Origin of the sequence: Kitasatospora sp. NPDC056273 (genome assembly GCF_042268845.1) — a bacterium.
Lineage (GTDB): Bacteria > Actinomycetota > Actinomycetes > Streptomycetales > Streptomycetaceae > Kitasatospora.
The window spans coordinates 58,056-73,667 of record NZ_JBHJSJ010000002.1 but is presented as its reverse complement, the minus strand read 5'-3'; the positions used below and the strand labels follow the sequence as shown (position 1 = coordinate 73,667).

12 protein-coding genes are annotated in these 15,612 nt (G+C 75.7%); 9 read left to right on the top strand and 3 right to left on the bottom strand.

The window, feature by feature from the left end; genetic code table 11:
• Positions 1-100 precede the first annotated feature (100 nt).
• Positions 101-1,306: an MFS transporter gene (locus ACFCY1_RS01890; protein WP_375873177.1), complete on the top strand. Its 1,206-nt coding sequence runs from the start codon at positions 101-103 to the stop codon at positions 1,304-1,306.
• Between the two features lie 29 nt (positions 1,307-1,335).
• Here the strand turns inward: ACFCY1_RS01890 and ACFCY1_RS01885 are convergent, their stop codons facing one another.
• Positions 1,336-2,298, bottom strand: coding sequence for a GlxA family transcriptional regulator (locus ACFCY1_RS01885; protein WP_074005563.1), 963 nt, complete (start codon positions 2,296-2,298; stop codon positions 1,336-1,338).
• Positions 2,299-2,313: 15 nt separating this feature from the next.
• Between ACFCY1_RS01885 and ACFCY1_RS01880 the strand changes: the two genes are divergently transcribed.
• Positions 2,314-2,964, top strand: a complete 651-nt coding sequence (locus ACFCY1_RS01880) for a cysteine hydrolase family protein (RefSeq protein ID WP_338016376.1) — start codon at positions 2,314-2,316, stop codon at positions 2,962-2,964.
• A gap of 225 nt (positions 2,965-3,189) precedes the next feature.
• Here the strand turns inward: ACFCY1_RS01880 and ACFCY1_RS01875 are convergent, their stop codons facing one another.
• On the bottom strand, positions 3,190-3,972 hold the full coding sequence (locus tag ACFCY1_RS01875; RefSeq protein WP_375873176.1) for an SDR family oxidoreductase: 783 nt from the start codon (positions 3,970-3,972) through the stop codon (positions 3,190-3,192).
• Between the two features lie 103 nt (positions 3,973-4,075).
• On the opposite strand from ACFCY1_RS01875, the gene ACFCY1_RS01870 reads away from it, so the two are divergent.
• Complete coding sequence (locus ACFCY1_RS01870) at positions 4,076-5,008, top strand: sigma-70 family RNA polymerase sigma factor (protein WP_375873175.1); 933 nt, start codon at positions 4,076-4,078, stop codon at positions 5,006-5,008.
• Between the two features lie 107 nt (positions 5,009-5,115).
• Here ACFCY1_RS01870 and ACFCY1_RS01865 read toward each other — a convergent pair whose 3' ends face one another.
• Positions 5,116-5,691 carry a nucleosidase gene (locus tag ACFCY1_RS01865; RefSeq protein ID WP_049649370.1) on the bottom strand — a complete coding sequence of 192 codons (576 nt, stop codon included), beginning with the start codon at positions 5,689-5,691 and terminating at the stop codon, positions 5,116-5,118.
• 351 nt (positions 5,692-6,042) lie between these two features.
• Between ACFCY1_RS01865 and ACFCY1_RS01860 the strand changes: the two genes are divergently transcribed.
• The 6 genes from ACFCY1_RS01860 to ACFCY1_RS01835 all read left to right on the top strand — a co-directional run bounded on the left by ACFCY1_RS01860 (position 6,043) and on the right by ACFCY1_RS01835 (position 15,574).
• A complete protein-coding gene (locus ACFCY1_RS01860) occupies positions 6,043-7,584 on the top strand; it encodes a hypothetical protein (protein ID WP_375873174.1) in 1,542 nt (513 codons plus the stop codon).
• A gap of 112 nt (positions 7,585-7,696) precedes the next feature.
• Positions 7,697-8,602, top strand: a complete 906-nt coding sequence (locus ACFCY1_RS01855; protein WP_375873173.1) for a glutamate ABC transporter substrate-binding protein — start codon at positions 7,697-7,699, stop codon at positions 8,600-8,602.
• A gap of 284 nt (positions 8,603-8,886) precedes the next feature.
• Positions 8,887-10,248 (top strand): hypothetical protein, encoded by a 1,362-nt coding sequence (locus ACFCY1_RS01850; protein WP_234348701.1) that lies wholly within the window; start codon positions 8,887-8,889, stop codon positions 10,246-10,248.
• Positions 10,249-10,253: 5 nt separating this feature from the next.
• On the top strand, positions 10,254-12,794 hold the full coding sequence (locus tag ACFCY1_RS01845) for a tetratricopeptide repeat protein (protein ID WP_375873172.1): 2,541 nt from the start codon (positions 10,254-10,256) through the stop codon (positions 12,792-12,794).
• Between the two features lie 3 nt (positions 12,795-12,797).
• Entirely contained in the window at positions 12,798-14,108 is a 1,311-nt protein-coding gene (locus ACFCY1_RS01840; protein ID WP_375873171.1) for a protein phosphatase 2C domain-containing protein, read from the top strand.
• 110 nt (positions 14,109-14,218) lie between these two features.
• Positions 14,219-15,574: a VWA domain-containing protein gene (locus tag ACFCY1_RS01835; protein WP_049660919.1), complete on the top strand. Its 1,356-nt coding sequence runs from the start codon at positions 14,219-14,221 to the stop codon at positions 15,572-15,574.
• Positions 15,575-15,612: the final 38 nt, after the last annotated feature.

Here is a 15,612-nt window from a genome sequence, read left to right as displayed (position 1 = left end):
TAGGAACGACAGGTGGCTGGCCGGGGGCGCGCGGGGCGCCGGAGCATGGCCCCGTCCGGCCGCGCCCCGGCCCCGCCCCAGCCAAGGACCCTCCACCGCCATGCCCCCCGCCCTGCTCGCGCTCGCCCTCAGCGCCTTCGCCGTCGGCACCACCGAGTTCGTCACGAACGGCCTGCTGACCGCCCTCGCCACCGACTTCGACGTCACCGTCGCCCGTGCTGGGCTGGTCACCACCGCCTACGCCGTCGGCCAGGCCTGCGGTCCGGCACTCGCCCTGCTCACCCTGCGGATGCCCCGCCGGCGCCTGCTCGTCCTGCTGATGCTGCTGTTCACGGCGGGCAACCTCGCCTCGGCCCTCGCGCCGACCTTCGGCCTGCTCCTGGCCACCCGCTTCCTCACCGGGTGCACCCACACCGCCTTCTTCGGCGTCGCCTCCGTCGTGGCCTCCGGGCTCGTCCCGACGGCCCGGCGGGGAGCCGCGATCGCCCTGGTGTTCACCGGGCTGAGCCTGGCCAACGTGCTCGGCCTGCCGATCGGCACCCTGGCCGGGCAGGCCTGGGGCTGGCGCGGGGCGTTCGCGCTGGTCGCCGTGTTCGGCGCGGCGGGACTGCTCGGCCTGCTGCGGCTCCTCCCCCGTACGGACACCGCCCCCACCGACGCCCCCGCCTCCGCCGCGTCCTCGCTCCGCGCCGAACTGGCCGTCTTCGCAGGCCTCCGCCTCTGGCTGGCCCTCGCCGCGACGGCCGTCGGCTTCGGCGGGCTGTTCGCCTCCTTCACCTTCGTCCAGCCGATGCTGACCGCGGTCACCGGCTTCGGAACGGGCGACGTGGTCTGGCTGCTGGCCGTCTACGGCGCCGGGCTGGTCGCGGGCAACTGGCTGGCCGGCCGGGCCGCCGACCGCGCCCTCGTCCCGACGACGGCGGCCCTGTTCGCGGCCCTCGCCCTCACCCTCGCCCTCTTCACCGCCACCGTCCACCACAAGGGCGCGGCCGTGGCCACCCTCTTCCTGCTCGGCTTCTGCGGCTTCGGCCTGCTCACCCCGACCCAGGCCTACGTCCTGCGGGTCGCGGGCCGCGACTCCGCCCTGGTCGGCACCGCCAACACCGCCGCCTTCGGCGTGGGCATCACCCTCGGCTCCCTGCTCGGCGCCGCCGTCATCGAGCACGGCGGCCCCCACCCCGGCACCGCCCTCCCCCTCACCAACCTCGCCGGCGCCGCCATGACGGCCCTCGGCCTGCTGGTCTTCGCCCTCTCCGCCGCAACGGGCCCCCGCCGCCCCGCCACCGCTCCATCAACTCCCGGATGACGTCACCCGGTTCAGCCGGTCCGAACCGCTCAGCCCTCCTCGCGGCCGCGGAAGGCCCGGCGGTACTCGCGGGGGGCGACGCCGACCCGGTCCACGAAGACCGGCCGCAGGGAGACCGCGGAGGCGAAGCCGCAGTGGGTGGCGACGGTGTCGACGGGCAGGTCGGTCTCCTCCAGGAGGCGCTGGGCGGTGAGGACGCGCTGGTCGAGGAGCCAGCGCATCGGGGTGGTGCCGGTGGTGGCGGTGAAGCGGCGGGCGAAGGTGCGTTCGGACATCAGGGCGGCGGCGGCCATCCGGCGCACCGTCCAGGGGGTGTCGAGGGAGGCCAGGACCTCGGCGCGGAGGCGGGCCAGCGGGTCGTCGCCGACGGCCGCGTCCGGGACCGGGGAGGGCAGGAACTGGTTCTGGCCGCCCGCCCGGAAGGGCGCGGTGACCATGGCGCGGGCGATGGTGGCGGCGGCCCGCTGGCCGTGGGCGGTGCGGACGAGGTGCAGGCAGAGGTCGATGCCCGCCGCGACGCCGGCCGAGGTCCACAGGCCGTCGCCGCCGGTGAAGAGCACCTCGGGCCGGACCGTCACCGCCGGGAAGCGGCGGGCGAGTTCGGGGGCGAGCGCCCAGTGGGTGGTGGCCTCGCGGCCGTCCAGCAGGCCGGCCTCGGCGAGGACGAAGGCGCCCGCGCAGAGCGAGGCGATCGGGACGCCGGCCGCGGCGACGGCCCGCAGGGCGCCCAGGACCTCCGGGGTATGCCGGGCCCCCGGGTCCTCGACGCCCGGCACCACCACCAGGTCGCAGTCGGTGAGCGCGCCCAGGGCGTGGTCGGGGAGCCGCTCCAGCCCGCCGCCCAGCCGCACCCGGGCGCCCTCCGGCCCGCAGACCCGCAGGTCGAAGAGGGGCTGGCCGGGCCGGATGGCCCGGTTCGCCCACACCTCGCCGATCACGGCGTAGTCGAAGGCCCGGACACCGTCGAAGATCAGGCAACCCACCGTACGCATGGCAGGAATCTATCGATGGTCGGCATCTCCGCCCATCACGCCTCCCCGGCCCCGCCGACCACCATGGACGGCATGACGAACCTCGACGCCTTCGACGCCCCCCTCGCCCTCGACCCCGACGCCGTCCTGCTGCTCATCGACGTCCAGAAGGGCTTCGAGGCCCCCGCCTTCGGCCCCCGCGACAACCCGCAGGCCGAGCAGCGGATGGCCGAGCTGATCACCGCCTGGCAGGACACCGACCGCCCGATCGTCACCGTGCAGCACGACGGCCCGGGCACGCCGCTGGCCGGGGGCACCCCGGGGCACGACCTGAAGGACTTCGTCGCCGGGCTCACCCCGGCGCTGCACGTCACCAAGACCGTCAACAGCGCCTTCTACGGCACCCCCGACCTGCACGCCTGGCTGCAGGAGCGCGGCGCCCGGCAGGTGGTGGTCACCGGGATCATCACCAACGTGTGCTGCGAGACCACCGCCCGGATGGCCGGCAACCTCGGCTACGACGCGATCTTCCCCACCGACGCCATGCACTCCTTCGACATGGCCGGCCCGGACGGCACCACCATCCCGGCCGCCGACCTCGCCCGCGCCACGGCCGCCACCCTGCACGCGATGCGCTTCGCCAAGGTGGTGACCACCGAGGACGTCACCGGAGCCGCCCGGGCCTGAACAGCGGCTCGTAGGCGTTGCCCTCCTCGGCATTGAGCAGCACGTACGACGCCCCGGGGCCCAGCGCGAGCTCCCGCAGCCGCGCCAGGGCCCCGAAGGCCGGGGGACGTCGGGCCCGAGCACGGCGGCCGGGGGGCCGCTGAGCCCGAGCGCGGCGGCGGAGTCGGCGCGGACGGCGTCGAGGAGGGACACGGCGGCCACCCCCCGGACCACGACGGGCAGCCGTCAGGCCGCCAGCCGCTCCGCCAGGTACTCCTCCCAGGTCCGCCGCCCGTGGTCGGCGCCCGCCGGGGCCAGGTTCTCCCCCGCCCGGTACGCCCGCCCGACCTTGCCCGGCACCCGGAGCGGCAGCCGCCGGCGGCTGCGGCCGCGCGCCGCGAGGTAGCCGCGGGTCAGCTCCTCCATCGCGTACACCGTCGGACCGGCCAGGTCGGGCACCGCCCCGGCCGGCTCGCCCAGCGCCAACTCCACCAGCCGGGCGGCGACTTCCCGTACGTCCACGGGCTGCCAGCGGACCCCGCCGGGGGCCGGGACGAGCGGCAGCCGGGCCGTCTTCTCCGCCACCGTGAACGCCAGGTCGTGGAACTGCGCGGCCCGCAGGACCGTGTACGGCAGGCCCGATTCGGCCACCGCCCGCTCGGCGGCGTGCTTGGCCCGGAAGTAGCCGAGCGGCAACCGGTCCGCGCCGATCACCGAGATGTACACCAGGTGCCGCACCCCGGCCCGCCGGGCGGCGGCGACCAGCAGCCGGGTGGCGACGTCGTCGCCCTTGGGGCCGCCCGCCAGGTGCAGCACGGTGTCCACGCCCGCCAGCGCCCCGTCCAGCCGGGCGGCCGCCGTCGCCGGGTCGCCGAGCAGGTCGCCGCGCACGTACGCGACGCCGTCGGCGTCCGGGCGCTCCCGCCGGCTGAGCACCCGCACCGGCAGCCCGGCCGCGCGCAGCAGCGGGACCACCTGTCGGCCCAGGGTCCCGGTACCTCCGGTGACCAGCACCGTGTTCTTCGTCATGACCGTCTCCGATTCGTCCCGGGAGGGGAGTTGATCTCCCCGCCGCGGCCGTTGTTGGGTGACTCCTGCTGCCCTGACCCCCGGCGACGAAGGAATGTGACACGTGGACGAGAAGGTGGACGGGGAATCCGCCCGGACCGCGCTCTTCGAGGAGCACCGCCCGCACCTGCGCGCGGTCGCGTACCGGATGCTCGGCTCGATCAGCGAGGCCGAGGACGCCCTCCAGGAGGCCTGGCTCCGCTACGACCGGACCGACACCGCCGGGGTGGACAACCTCGGCGGCTGGCTGACCACGGTGGTCTCCCGGGTCTGCCTGAACCTGCTGCGCACCCGCGCCCAGCGCCGCGAGGAGCCGCTGGAGCCCGCCGGGCCGGGCGGTGAGCCGGGCCCGCCGCGCATCCCGGACCCGCTGCTGCGGCGCGAGGGCGTGGTGGACCCGGAGCAGGAGGTGATGCTCGCGGACTCGGTCGGGCTGGCGCTGATGGTGGTGATGGAGTCGCTGTCACCGGCCGAGCGGGTCGCCTTCGTGCTGCACGACCTGTTCGCGGTGCCGTTCGAGGAGATCGCCCCGCTGATCGAGAAGACCGCCGCCGCCACCCGCCAGCTGGCCAGCCGGGCCCGCCGCAAGGTGCAGGGGCAGGCGCCCGCGCCCGACCCGGACCTCGGCCGGCAGCGGGCGGCCGTGGACGCGTTCTTCGCCGCCGCCCGCCACGGCGACCTGGACGCGCTGCTCGCCGTGCTCGACCCGGACGTGGTGCTGCGCTCGGACGGCGGCGCGCTGCTGGCCCGGCACACCGTGGTGCTCTCGGGCGCCGGCACGGTGGCCGGCCAGGCCGTCCTGTGGGGCACGCTGTCGCCGTTCGCCCGCCCGGCGCTGGTCAACGGCACCGCGGGCGCGGTGGTCATCGGCGACAACGGCCGGCCGCTGTCGGTCATGGCGTTCACCGTGGTGGACGGCGCGATCGTCGCGATCGACGTGCTCACCGACCCGGAGCGGCTGGCGGGCCTGGACCTCACCGACTTCCGGAACGGCTGACCCGGGAGGCGGGGCGGGGAGGGCGGCCGCGCCCTCCCCGGTCAAGCCCGGTCGGCCCTGCGTTCCCCCCGGTCACCGCGCCACCCTGACCAGCCCCTGAGAGGACGTCACCAGCCCTGCGCGACCACCCAGTCGGCCAGCTTCCGGGCGCAGTCGTCCACCGCCTCCTTCCAGCTGTGCTCCGCACCGTCCCCGGCCTGGTCGCTGACGTGCTTGACCAGCCGCACCGGCAGCCCGGCGCGGTGGGCGACGGTGGCGACGGCGTAGCCCTCCATGTCCACCAGGTCGGCGTGCTCGGCGAGCCGGTCGCGGGCGTCCGTGTCGGAGACGAAGAGATCGCCGGTGGCCAGCACCGGGCCGTCGCCCTTGCCGATCACCAGCGGGGCCCCGTACTCACGCCCGGTGAGCGCGTGCAGGGCGGCGGTGTCGAGGTCGTGCTGGATCACCTGGACCACGTGGTGGGTGCCCTCCCAGCCGGGGCGCAGCGCGCCGGCCGTACCGAGGTTGATCACCTCGGACGGCTTCTCGCCCTGCGCGAGGACGGTGGCCAGCGCGACGGCGGCGTTGACCTTCCCTATCCCGGTGAGCAGCACGGGCAGACGGTCGTCCAGGTGGGCGGCCTCCTCGCGCACGGCGACGACGAGCAGCGGACGGTCGGGCGAGATCGTTCCAAGCAGGCGCATACCTCCATCGTACGGAGCGAGGGGTCGCCGCACCCGGGAAAGCCCGCCCGCAACCGGACCCCCGCGCTCCGCCCGGCCGGGGGAACCGCGTAGGGTGCGGCCCGCGTCGGACGGTTCGCCACCTCTCGGGACGACCGGCAGGAGACGACCGGCGGGAGCGGCACGAACCGTACGGACCGTACGGGCCGCACCGACGGCACCGGCCGCGCCGGTGCCACGGGCCGTCCGGGGGACGTGCACGACATGCTCAAGATCGGCGCAAGTCAGGTGTGGTCGGGGGGAGTCACGGCCATACTGCTGCCATCGGTCGGGCCCCGGGGACGGGCCCGGCCCCAGGGGAGGATGAGGCGGGTGGCAACACCAGTAGGCAACGGCGCGTCCGGCGCCGCGTTCCCGGCACGGCCGAACCAGCTGCCGGGGGCGCCGGGCGCCGCGGTGGCGACGGCCGTGCCGGTGGCGGCGGCCGCACCGGGGGCACCGGCCGTCCCCGGATCGGCCCCGCTCGCGAAGTCCGGCGGGGCGCCCCCGGCGGCCAGACCCGGTGGGGCGCCCGAGAAGCGCCCTCCGGCGGCCGTCGCCACCGGCGTGCGCGCCCGGCTCGCACAGGCCACTCGCACGCCCCCAGGCCGGCTGCGACTGGCCGGCGTGGTGCTCGCGGTGCTCACCGTCGCCTTCGGCGGGCTCACCGCCTGGCAGCTGGAGACCAGGGCACAGGCCGCCGACCGGGTGGTCTCGTACAGCCAGCCGCTCAGCCGGGACGCCGCCGAGATCCACCGCAGCCTGGCCGACGCCGCCACCACCGCGGCGAGCGGCTTCCTGCTGGCCGGCGCCGAGCCCGACGCGGTCCGCACCCGCTACGAGCAGGACATCGCCACCGCCGCCAAGCTGATCGCCCAGGCCGCCGCCCGGACCACCGCGACCTCGCCCGCCCAGGGCTCGCTCTCCCGGCTGAACCAGCAACTCCCCGCCTACGCCGGCCTGGTGGAGACCGCGCGGGCCGACAACCGGCAGGGCATCCCGCTCGGCGGCGCCTACCTGCGGTACGCCTCCGAGCAGATGCAGACCGTGCTGCTGCCGGCCGCCGCCGAACTGGCCGCGGCCGAGAACCAGGAGCTGGCCGACGACTACGCCGAGGCCAAGGCGGTGCCGTGGGGGGCGTACGGCCTGGCGCTGGTCACCCTGGCCGCGCTGGCCTGGGTGCAGCTCACGCTGTTCCGCCGCACCAACCGGGTGTTCAACATCGGGCTGCTGGGCGCCACCGCCGCCGTCCTGGCCGGCGGGCTGTGGCTGGCCGTCACCGGTCTGACCACCAGCGCGGCGCTCAAGCGGAGCGTCCACGAGGGCGCGGCCCCGCTGAAGGCGCTCAACACCGCCCGGGCGGACGTGCTGACCGCCCGGCTGGCGGAGAACCTCCACTTCGTCGCCCGCGGCTCGACCACCAAGTACGCCGACCAGTGGACGAAGGCCGTCGGAGACCTCGCCGGAACCACCGACGTCCCGGCGGACCGGTCCGCCGGCTCGCTGCCGGAGGCCCTCCGCCTGGCCCCCTCGGCCGCCCAGCCGGGCGTCCGGGAGGCCGCCAGGCAGTTCGACGAGTGGCGCAAACGGCACGACGAGGCCCGGAAGCGGGAGGTGTTCGAGGCCGACTACCAGGGCGCACTGGAGGCCACCGTGACGGCCAAGGGCGACGCGGCCACCGCCGACGCCTCCTTCAACGCCACCGACAAGGCGCTCGCCCAGGCCGCCGACATCGAGCAGGACCGCTTCAAGCAGGCCGCCGAGGGCACCGGCGGGGACCTGCGCACCGCCGCCGTCGCCGCCGCGCTGCTCGGCCTGGTGGCCGCGGCCGCCGCGCTGCGCGGCCTGGGCCGGCGACTGGCCGAGTACCGGTAACGGGCAAGGGGGAGAGCGACCGATGCGCACCAGGGGTTTCAGGAGCTTCAGAGGTTCCAGTGGTTCCGGCCGTTCCGGCGGTTCCGGGAGGAGGACCAGGCCCGCCGTCGCGGTGGCCCTGCTGGCGGCCGGCGCGGCCGTGCTCGCCGGGGGCGGCCCGGTCGGCGCCGCGCCGGCGGCCGTGCACCGGGCGAAGCAGGACCAGCAGGAGCAGCAGGAGCAGGCCGACGGCTGTGACGTCACGAAGAGCGTGCCGCCGAGCACCGACGACGGCCCGGCCGTGAAGGCCATCAAGGCCAGGCGCAGCCTGGTGATCGGCGTGGACCAGAACAGCTACCGCTGGGGCGCCCGCAACCCGAACACCGGCCAGATCGAGGGCTTCGACATCGACCTCGCCCGGGCGATCGGCGCGGCCGTCATGGGCGACCCGGAGAAGGTGGTGCTCAAGCCGGTGGCCACGGCCGACCGGATCGACGCCATCAAGAAGGGCCGGGTCGACCTGATCGTCCGCACCATGACGATCAACTGCAAGCGGATGGAGGACGTCGCCTTCTCCAAGCCGTACTTCAACATCACCCAGCGCGTCCTGGTGCCGACGGCCTCGCCGGCGAAGAACATCGACGACGCCGTCAAGGACCAGCGGGTCTGCGCCGCCGCCGGCTCCACCGCGCTGACCGTGGTCACGGAGAAGAAGACCGCCCGGCAGGTCGTCACGGTGGAGAACCAGCTGGACTGCCTGGTCCTGATGCAGCTCGGCAAGGTCGACGCGACCATGACCGACAACGGCCTGGCGGCCGGTCAGGCCGCGCAGGACCAGACCGTGCGGATCGTGGACGGCGAGGCCCAGCCGGAGGTGGTCGGCGTCGCCATGCTGAAGGACAGCACCGACCTGACCGCCCGCGTCAACCAGGTCCTGGCCGACTACTACGCGCGCGGCGACTGGGCCCGTTCGTACGAGCACTGGCTCAAGCCGTACATGCTCAACGAGGCCGACCGCTACTGGCCGGGCACCCGCTGAGCCGGCGTCGGGGCCACCCCGGGGTCCACCCCGGGCCGGTCCGGGGGCGACGCGGGGGACGGCGCGGGGGAGGTAGCGCGCGGGCCGTCAGCGGGGCGTTGACGGTGCCTTGACGCCCCGCGCCCGCTCCGCCCGAACGGCCACCGGCTAGGGTTCGGGACGATCACCACGGGGAGACCGGTGGTGGACACGGGGGTTGTCGTGGGACCGCACGTCCGGTACGTCCAGCACGTCAGGCACGTCAGGAACGTCGGGATCGCACGCGAGGAAGGAAGGACACCGCGGTGGCGGCATCGGCTGGCCCGGTACTGAACCGGGAGGAGGTCGACCGCGCGCTCGCCCGCCTCGGCGCGGAGCGGGACGCGGTCGAGTCGGCGCTGCTCGCCCTCCAGGACCACTCGGGCCTGCGGCTGCTGGACGGCGCCGAGCTGTCCGGACGCACCCTGGAGCGCTGGTCCGTCGCCGGCAAGGGCCTGCCCCTGCTCTGGGCGCTGTTCGACCGCTACTCCGAGGCGCTGGCCTCGGCGCGCGCCGTCCGGGCCCGCAAGGCCAAGCCCGGCGCGCCCGAACTGGCCGAGCTGAGCGAACTGCTGACCGGAGACGCGGTGACCGTCCCCGGCGGGGTGGTGCCGGACGGCCCGCAGGTGCTCGGCGCGCCGGCCAGGCTGGTCGAACGGATCAGCCTGGACGCGCTGATGGTCCGGATGAACTCCTGGTACGCCACCGTGCTGGAGGTGGTCAGCGCCGCCGACGCGGTCTGGTCGGCGCTCCCCGCCCGGATCGACCTGCTGCTGGCCGAGCTCCAGCGGGTGCGCACCCTCGCCGCCTCGCTCGGCGTGCGCACCGGGAGCCACCCGCTGGGCGACGACCTGGCCGGGATCGAGCAGGACCTCACCGGGCTGCGCGCCGAGGTCCACGGGGACCCGCTGGCGCTGTGGCGCCCGGCCCGGGTGCCCGCCCAGCGCGGCACCGTCCCGGAGGGCTCGGCCTTCGCCGGCCCGGCCGGGGTGGTCGACACCGAGCGGTTCGACCGGGCCGGGCGGGCGCTGGACGGCGTCCGGCTGGAGCTGGAGGACCTGCTGCGGCTGCGCGACGAGGCCGAGGAGCGCCTCCAGGGCGTCGGCGACCTCCTCCAGCGGGCCGACGCCACCCTGGCCGAGGCCCGCCGGGCGCGCGGCGAGGTGCTGGCGAAGATAGCGTCCAGCGACGTCCCGGCGGTGCCCGGACCGGCCTCGGCGCTGCGCGAACGGATCGTCGCGGCCCTGGACCTGCGCCAGGCCGGGCAGTGGGGCCGGCTGGCGCCGCTGCTGGACACGCTGGAGGACGCCGCCGCCAAGGAGCTGGGCCGGGCCCGGCAGTCGCTCACCGAGGTGACCCAGCCGCTGGCCGTCCGGGCCGAGTTGCGCGGCCGGCTGGACGCCTACAAGGCGATGGCGGCCCGGCTGCGGGTCTCCGAGGACCCGGAAGTGATCGAACGGTACGAGAAGGCGCGCTGGCTGCTGTGGAGCGCGCCCTGCGACCTGCGGGCGGCGGCCGCCGCGGTGGCCCGGTTCCAGCAGTCGCTGCGCCCGGCCCAGACCGAGGCCGGGCAGGCACAGGAGGCGGCCGGCCAGGAGCCGGCCGACGGACAGGTCCAGGGGGGCTGAGGGTGATGGGCGGGACGTGCGAACGGCCGGAGTGCTCCGGCAGCGGCAGGATCGACGCCGACGGCTACTGCGACGAGTGCGGGCTCGCCCCGGCGGGCGGGACCACCGCGACGACCGGAGCGGCGGGGGCACCGGGCGCGGGGGCGACAGGGGCCACGGGGACACCGGCCGCCGGCCCCGGCGCGCCCTGCCCGCGCGACTGCTCCGGCACCATCGACCCGGACGGCTACTGCGACGAGTGCGGCCTGACCCCGCCCGGCGGCGACACCGGCGTCACCCAGCCCCACGTCCCCTCCGCCCGGGTCTCCCCCGGCCCCGGCCGCGGCGGCTCCGGCCACGACGGCTCGGCCCGCTCGCTGTCGGTCCGCACCGGCTCGGCCCGCTCGATGTCCGGCCGCTCCCGCTCGCACCGCTCGACCCGCACCGGCAGCAGCCGCTCCCTCTCGGTCCGCTCCACCCGGGGCGGCTCCACCGCCGGCACCCGCAGCCGGCTGGGCGCCGGCCTGGTCACCGTGCCGACCGTCGAGGCGGCCGACCCGTCCCAGGCGGTGCTGGCCGACCCCGAGGTGCCCGAGCGCAAGCGGTTCTGCTCCAAGTGCGAGACCCCGGTAGGCCGGGAGAAGAACGGCCGCCCCGGCCGCCCGGACGGCTTCTGCACCAAGTGCGGCACGCCGTACTCGTTCACGCCCAAGCTGCGCCGCGGCGACCTGGTCGGCGGGCAGTACGAGGTGGTGGGCTGCCTGGCGCACGGCGGGCTCGGCTGGATCTACCTGGCGGTGGACCGGCGGGTCCACGACAAGTGGGTGGTGCTCAAGGGCCTGCTGGACACCGGGGACGAGGACGCGCTCGCGGCGGCCGTCGCCGAGCGGCGCTTCCTGGCCGAGGTGGACCACCCGAACATCGTCCGGATCATCAACTTCGCCGAGCACCCGGACCTGCGCACCGGCTCCACCGACGGCTACATCGTGATGGAGTACGTCGGCGGGAAGTCGCTCAAGGACATCGCCAACGAGCGCCGCACCGCGGACGGCCGGCGCGAACCGCTGCCCGTCGAGCAGGGGATCGCCTACGCGCTGGAGGCGCTGCCGGCCCTGGGCTACCTGCACGGCCGGGGCCTGGTGTACTGCGACTTCAAGATCGACAACGTGATCCAGAGCGGCGACACGCTCAAGGTCATAGACATGGGCGCGGTCCGCCGCTTCGACGACGACGGCCCGATCTACGGCACCATCGGCTACCAGGCCCCGGAGATCGCCACCGACGGCCCCTCCGTCGCCTCCGACCTGTACACCGTGGCCCGCACCCTCGCGGTGCTCACCTTCGACTTCCAGGGCTACAGCGGCACCTACCGCGACTCGCTGCCCGGCCCGGAACAGGTCGAGGTCTTCGCCAGGTACGAGTCGTACTACCGCTTCCTGGTCCGCGCCACCGACCCGGACCCGGCCCGCCGCTTCGCCTCCGCCGAGGAGATGGCCGACCAGCTCACCGGCGTGCTGCGGGAGGTCCTGGCCCTCCAGGACGACCGGCCCCGGCCCGCGCCCTCCACCCTGTTCGGCCCCGAACTGCGCGTCGTGGACACCGAGTTGGTCCTGCCCACCGAACAGGCCGGGCAGCTCCGGGTGGCCCCCCTGGACCCGGCCGCCGCCGCCCTCGCACTGCCCGTCCCCCGGGTCGACCCCGGCGACCCGAACGCGGGCTTCCTCGCCGTCCTGGTCACCCCCGACCCCGAGGAGACGCTCGCCGCACTGGCCGCCGCGCCCGCCGTCTCGGTCGAGAGCCGGCTGCGCGAACTGCGCGCCCTGCTCGAACTCGGCCGCCACGACGACGCCGTGAACCGCCTCACCGAGCTGGAACGGGACCAGCCGGACGACTGGCGGGTGGTCTGGTACCGCGGGCTGACCGCCCTCGTCGACGGCTCCTCCACCGCCCTCCGGGCTGCTGCGGAGGCCTTCGACGCCGTCTACGACGCCTTCCCCGGCGAGGCCGCCCCCAAGCTGGCCCTCGCCATCTGCGCCGAGCTGCTCGGCGACGGCGGCGACGCGGCCGAGTTCTACCGGCTGGTGTGGGCCACCGACCACGCCTACCTGAGCGCCGCCTTCGGGCTGGCCCGGGTCCGGCTGGCCGAGGAGGACCGGACCGCCGCGGTCCGCGTCCTGGAGACCGTCCCGGCCACCTCCAGCCACTACACCGCCGCCCGGATCGCCGCCGTCCGGGCCCGGCTGCGCGAGCGCCGGACCACCGACGACCTGGCCGCCGACCTCGGCGCGAGCTCCGCCCAGCTGACCGCGCTGCGGCTGGACGCCCGCCGCCGCGAGGAGCTCGCCGTCGAGGTGCTCGACACGGCCCTCGGCTGGGTCGGCGCCGAGGAGGCGGCCGGCCGGCGCACCACCGACCTGGTGGTACTGGGACGTCCCGCACAGGAGCGGGAACTGCGCTTCGCCCTGGAACAGTCCTACCGGGTACTCGCCCGGTTGGCCGACCGGGCGGAGACCAGGATCGAGATGGTGGAACGGGCCAACCGTGCCCGTCCCAGGACGTGGGTGTAGCAGATGCCGCAGCAGACCGAGTGCCCGAGCTGTTCGGAGCCGATGGACCAGGAGGACGCCTACTGCGGCTCCTGCGGGACCGGCCGGGACGGCCGGGCGGCCCCCGGCTCGATGCCCACGAGCTGGGCCGCCGCCCGCGGCGAGGCCGTACCGTCGCCGCGCGGGCAGGTCTGCGTGCACTGCGGGCAGCCGCAGGTCGCCCCGGACGGCTACTGCGAGGGCTGCGGCAGCGCCCAGCCGCGCCCGCGCGACCACATGGAGAAGGCGCTCGGGGGCGTCGCCGGGGTCAGCGACCGCGGCGTGCGCCACCACCGCAACGAGGACTCCTTCACCGTCGCCGCGACCTCGCTGCCCGGCGGCGAGCCGGTCGTGGTCGCCGTGGTGTGCGACGGCGTCTCCTCCTCCGACCGCCCGGACGAGGCCTCGGAGACCGCCGTGGACGCCGCCTCCGAGTCGCTGCTGACCGCCCTGGAGGCCGGCCGGGACCCGAACTCGGCGATGCGCCAGGCCGTCGCCGACGCCGCCGACGCGGTCGCCGGCCTCGCCACCGACGGCGCCGGCCCCACCCGGCCCGACCTCAACGCGCCCGCCTGCACCTTCGTCAGCGCGATAGCCGCGGGCGGCCGGGTCACCATCGGGTGGGTCGGCGACACCCGGGCGTACTGGATCCCGGACGACCGCGCCGCCGCCGAGCCGTTCCGGCTCACCCAGGACGACTCCTGGGCGGCCCGGATGGTCGAGGCCGGGCTGATGAGCGAGGCCGAGGCCTACGCCGACCCCCGCGCGCACGCGATCACCGGCTGGCTCGGCGCCGACGCCGAGGAGGTCGTGCCGCACACCCTCGACTTCACCCCGCACGTCCCCGGGGTGGTGCTGATCTGCACCGACGGGCTGTGGAACTACGCCGAGGCGGCCACCGACCTGGCGTACTACGTGCGCCCGGACGCCCGCACCGAACCGCTCGCCACGGCGCAGACCCTGGTGAAGTTCGCGGTCGCGGCCGGCGGCCACGACAACATCACCGTCGCCGTGCTGCCGATCGACCCGCCGGCCGCCGCCCTCGAGGCGGCCGAGGAGACCCCCACCGCGTTCGACCTGCCGGTGATCGCTCCGCGCGCGGCCGTCCGGCCGGCCCCGGAGGAGGACGAGGACTACGAGCCGACCCTGCCGGACCTCCCGGTGATCGGCTCCGCCGCCGCCCCGCTGCCCCCGGCCCCGCCCGTACCCCCGGTCCCCCCGGCGCCGTCCGTCCCGCCGACCGCGCCCGCCGTTCCGCCCGTCCCGCCGCAGCCGCCGCACCCGCCGACGGCCTGACCCGACCACCCGCCGGACGCTCCGGCGGCACGGCCCGCCGGCCCCGCCCGGCGGGCCGCCCCACCGTCCTGAGCACGTCCACCCCTCACCCGACGGGAGCCGACCGCCCCATGGCAACACTGGCGAAGCCGAACCTGCCCAGGTTCAACGTGGAGATCTTCCAGAACGAGTACCTGGCCGACGGCGCCCGCGAGGTCAACGCCATCGTCACCGTCACGGCGACCGGCGGCGGCACCTCGGGCGGCCGGCCCCTCGGCTTCGCCGACGCCACCGCGGCGGGCGCCGGCACCGCGGCGGCCGTGGTCGTCCTGGTGGACTGCTCGGGCTCGATGGACTACCCCAAGACCAAGATCAACGGTGCCCGTGAGGCCACCGCCGCCGCCATCGACGCGCTGCGCGACGGCACCGCCTTCGCGGTCGTCGCCGGCACCCACGAGGCCCGCGACATCTACCCCGGCGACGGCACCCTCGCCACCGCCTCCGCCACCACCCGCGCGCAGGCCAAGGAGTCGCTGCGCCGGCTCACCGCGGCCGGCGGCACCGCGATGGGCACCTGGCTGGCCAAGGCCGACCAGCTCTTCCTCACCCGCCGCGACATCGCCATCCGGCACGCCGTCCTGCTCACCGACGGCAACAACGAGCACGAGTCGGCCGAGGACCTGGCCCGCACCGTCGAACGGGTGACCGGCCACTTCACCGCCGACTGCCGCGGCGTGGGCACCGACTGGCGGATCGACGAGCTGCGCCGCATCTCCTCGGCGCTGCTCGGCACCACCGACATCGTCGCCGAGCCCTCCGGCCTGGCCGAGGACTTCCGCTCGATGATGGCCGGCGCGATGGGCAAGCAGGTCGCCGACGTCGCGCTGCGGATCTGGACCCCGGCCAACGCCAGGGTCCGGTTCGTCAAGCAGGTCGCCCCCGCGGTCGAAGACCTGAGCTCCCGCCGCACCGAGGCCGGCCCCCGGGCCGGCGACTACCCCACCGGCTCCTGGGGCGACGAGAGCCGCGACTACCACGTCTGCGTCGAGGTGCCGGCCGCCTCGGTCGGCAACGAGATGCTGGCCGCCCGGATCAGCCTGGTGCTGCCCGAGCAGGTCGCCGGCGGCACCCCCGAGGTGCTCACCCAGGGCCTGGTCAAGGCGGTCTGGACCGACGACCTGGCCTCCTCCACCCGGATCAGCCCGCAGGTCGCCCACTACACCGGGCAGGCCGAGCTCGCCTCCTCCATCCAGGAGGGCCTGGAGGCCCACCGGGCCGGGGACGTCGACCGGGCGACCGCCAAGCTGGGCGCCGCCGTCCGGATCGCCCACGCGACCGGGAACGAGGGCACCTACAAGCTGCTCCAGAAGGTGGTGGACGTGGTGGACCCGAAGGAGGGTACGGTTCGGTTCCGTAAGAACGTGAGCGAGGCCGACTCGATGACCCTTGAGACCCGGTCGACCAAGACGGTACGTGTGAAGAAGTGACCGCTGAAGACGTGACCGGGCCGGCACCCCGGCGCGAC

What these genes read in the sequence shown, in the direction of transcription:
- ACFCY1_RS01880 (WP_338016376.1), top strand. Translation starts at nt 2,314, where the DNA reads ATGGTCGGCATCTCCGCCCATCACGCCTCCCCGGCCCCGCCGACCACC.
- ACFCY1_RS01835 (WP_049660919.1), top strand. Translation starts at nt 14,219, where the DNA reads ATGGCAACACTGGCGAAGCCGAACCTGCCCAGGTTCAACGTGGAGATC.
- ACFCY1_RS01840 (WP_375873171.1), top strand. Translation starts at nt 12,798, where the DNA reads ATGCCGCAGCAGACCGAGTGCCCGAGCTGTTCGGAGCCGATGGACCAG.
- ACFCY1_RS01865 (WP_049649370.1), bottom strand. Translation starts at nt 5,691, where the DNA reads ATGCGCCTGCTTGGAACGATCTCGCCCGACCGTCCGCTGCTCGTCGTC.
- ACFCY1_RS01875 (WP_375873176.1), bottom strand. Translation starts at nt 3,972, where the DNA reads ATGACGAAGAACACGGTGCTGGTCACCGGAGGTACCGGGACCCTGGGC.
- ACFCY1_RS01890 (WP_375873177.1), top strand. Translation starts at nt 101, where the DNA reads ATGCCCCCCGCCCTGCTCGCGCTCGCCCTCAGCGCCTTCGCCGTCGGC.
- ACFCY1_RS01885 (WP_074005563.1), bottom strand. Translation starts at nt 2,298, where the DNA reads ATGCGTACGGTGGGTTGCCTGATCTTCGACGGTGTCCGGGCCTTCGAC.
- ACFCY1_RS01845 (WP_375873172.1), top strand. Translation starts at nt 10,254, where the DNA reads ATGGGCGGGACGTGCGAACGGCCGGAGTGCTCCGGCAGCGGCAGGATC.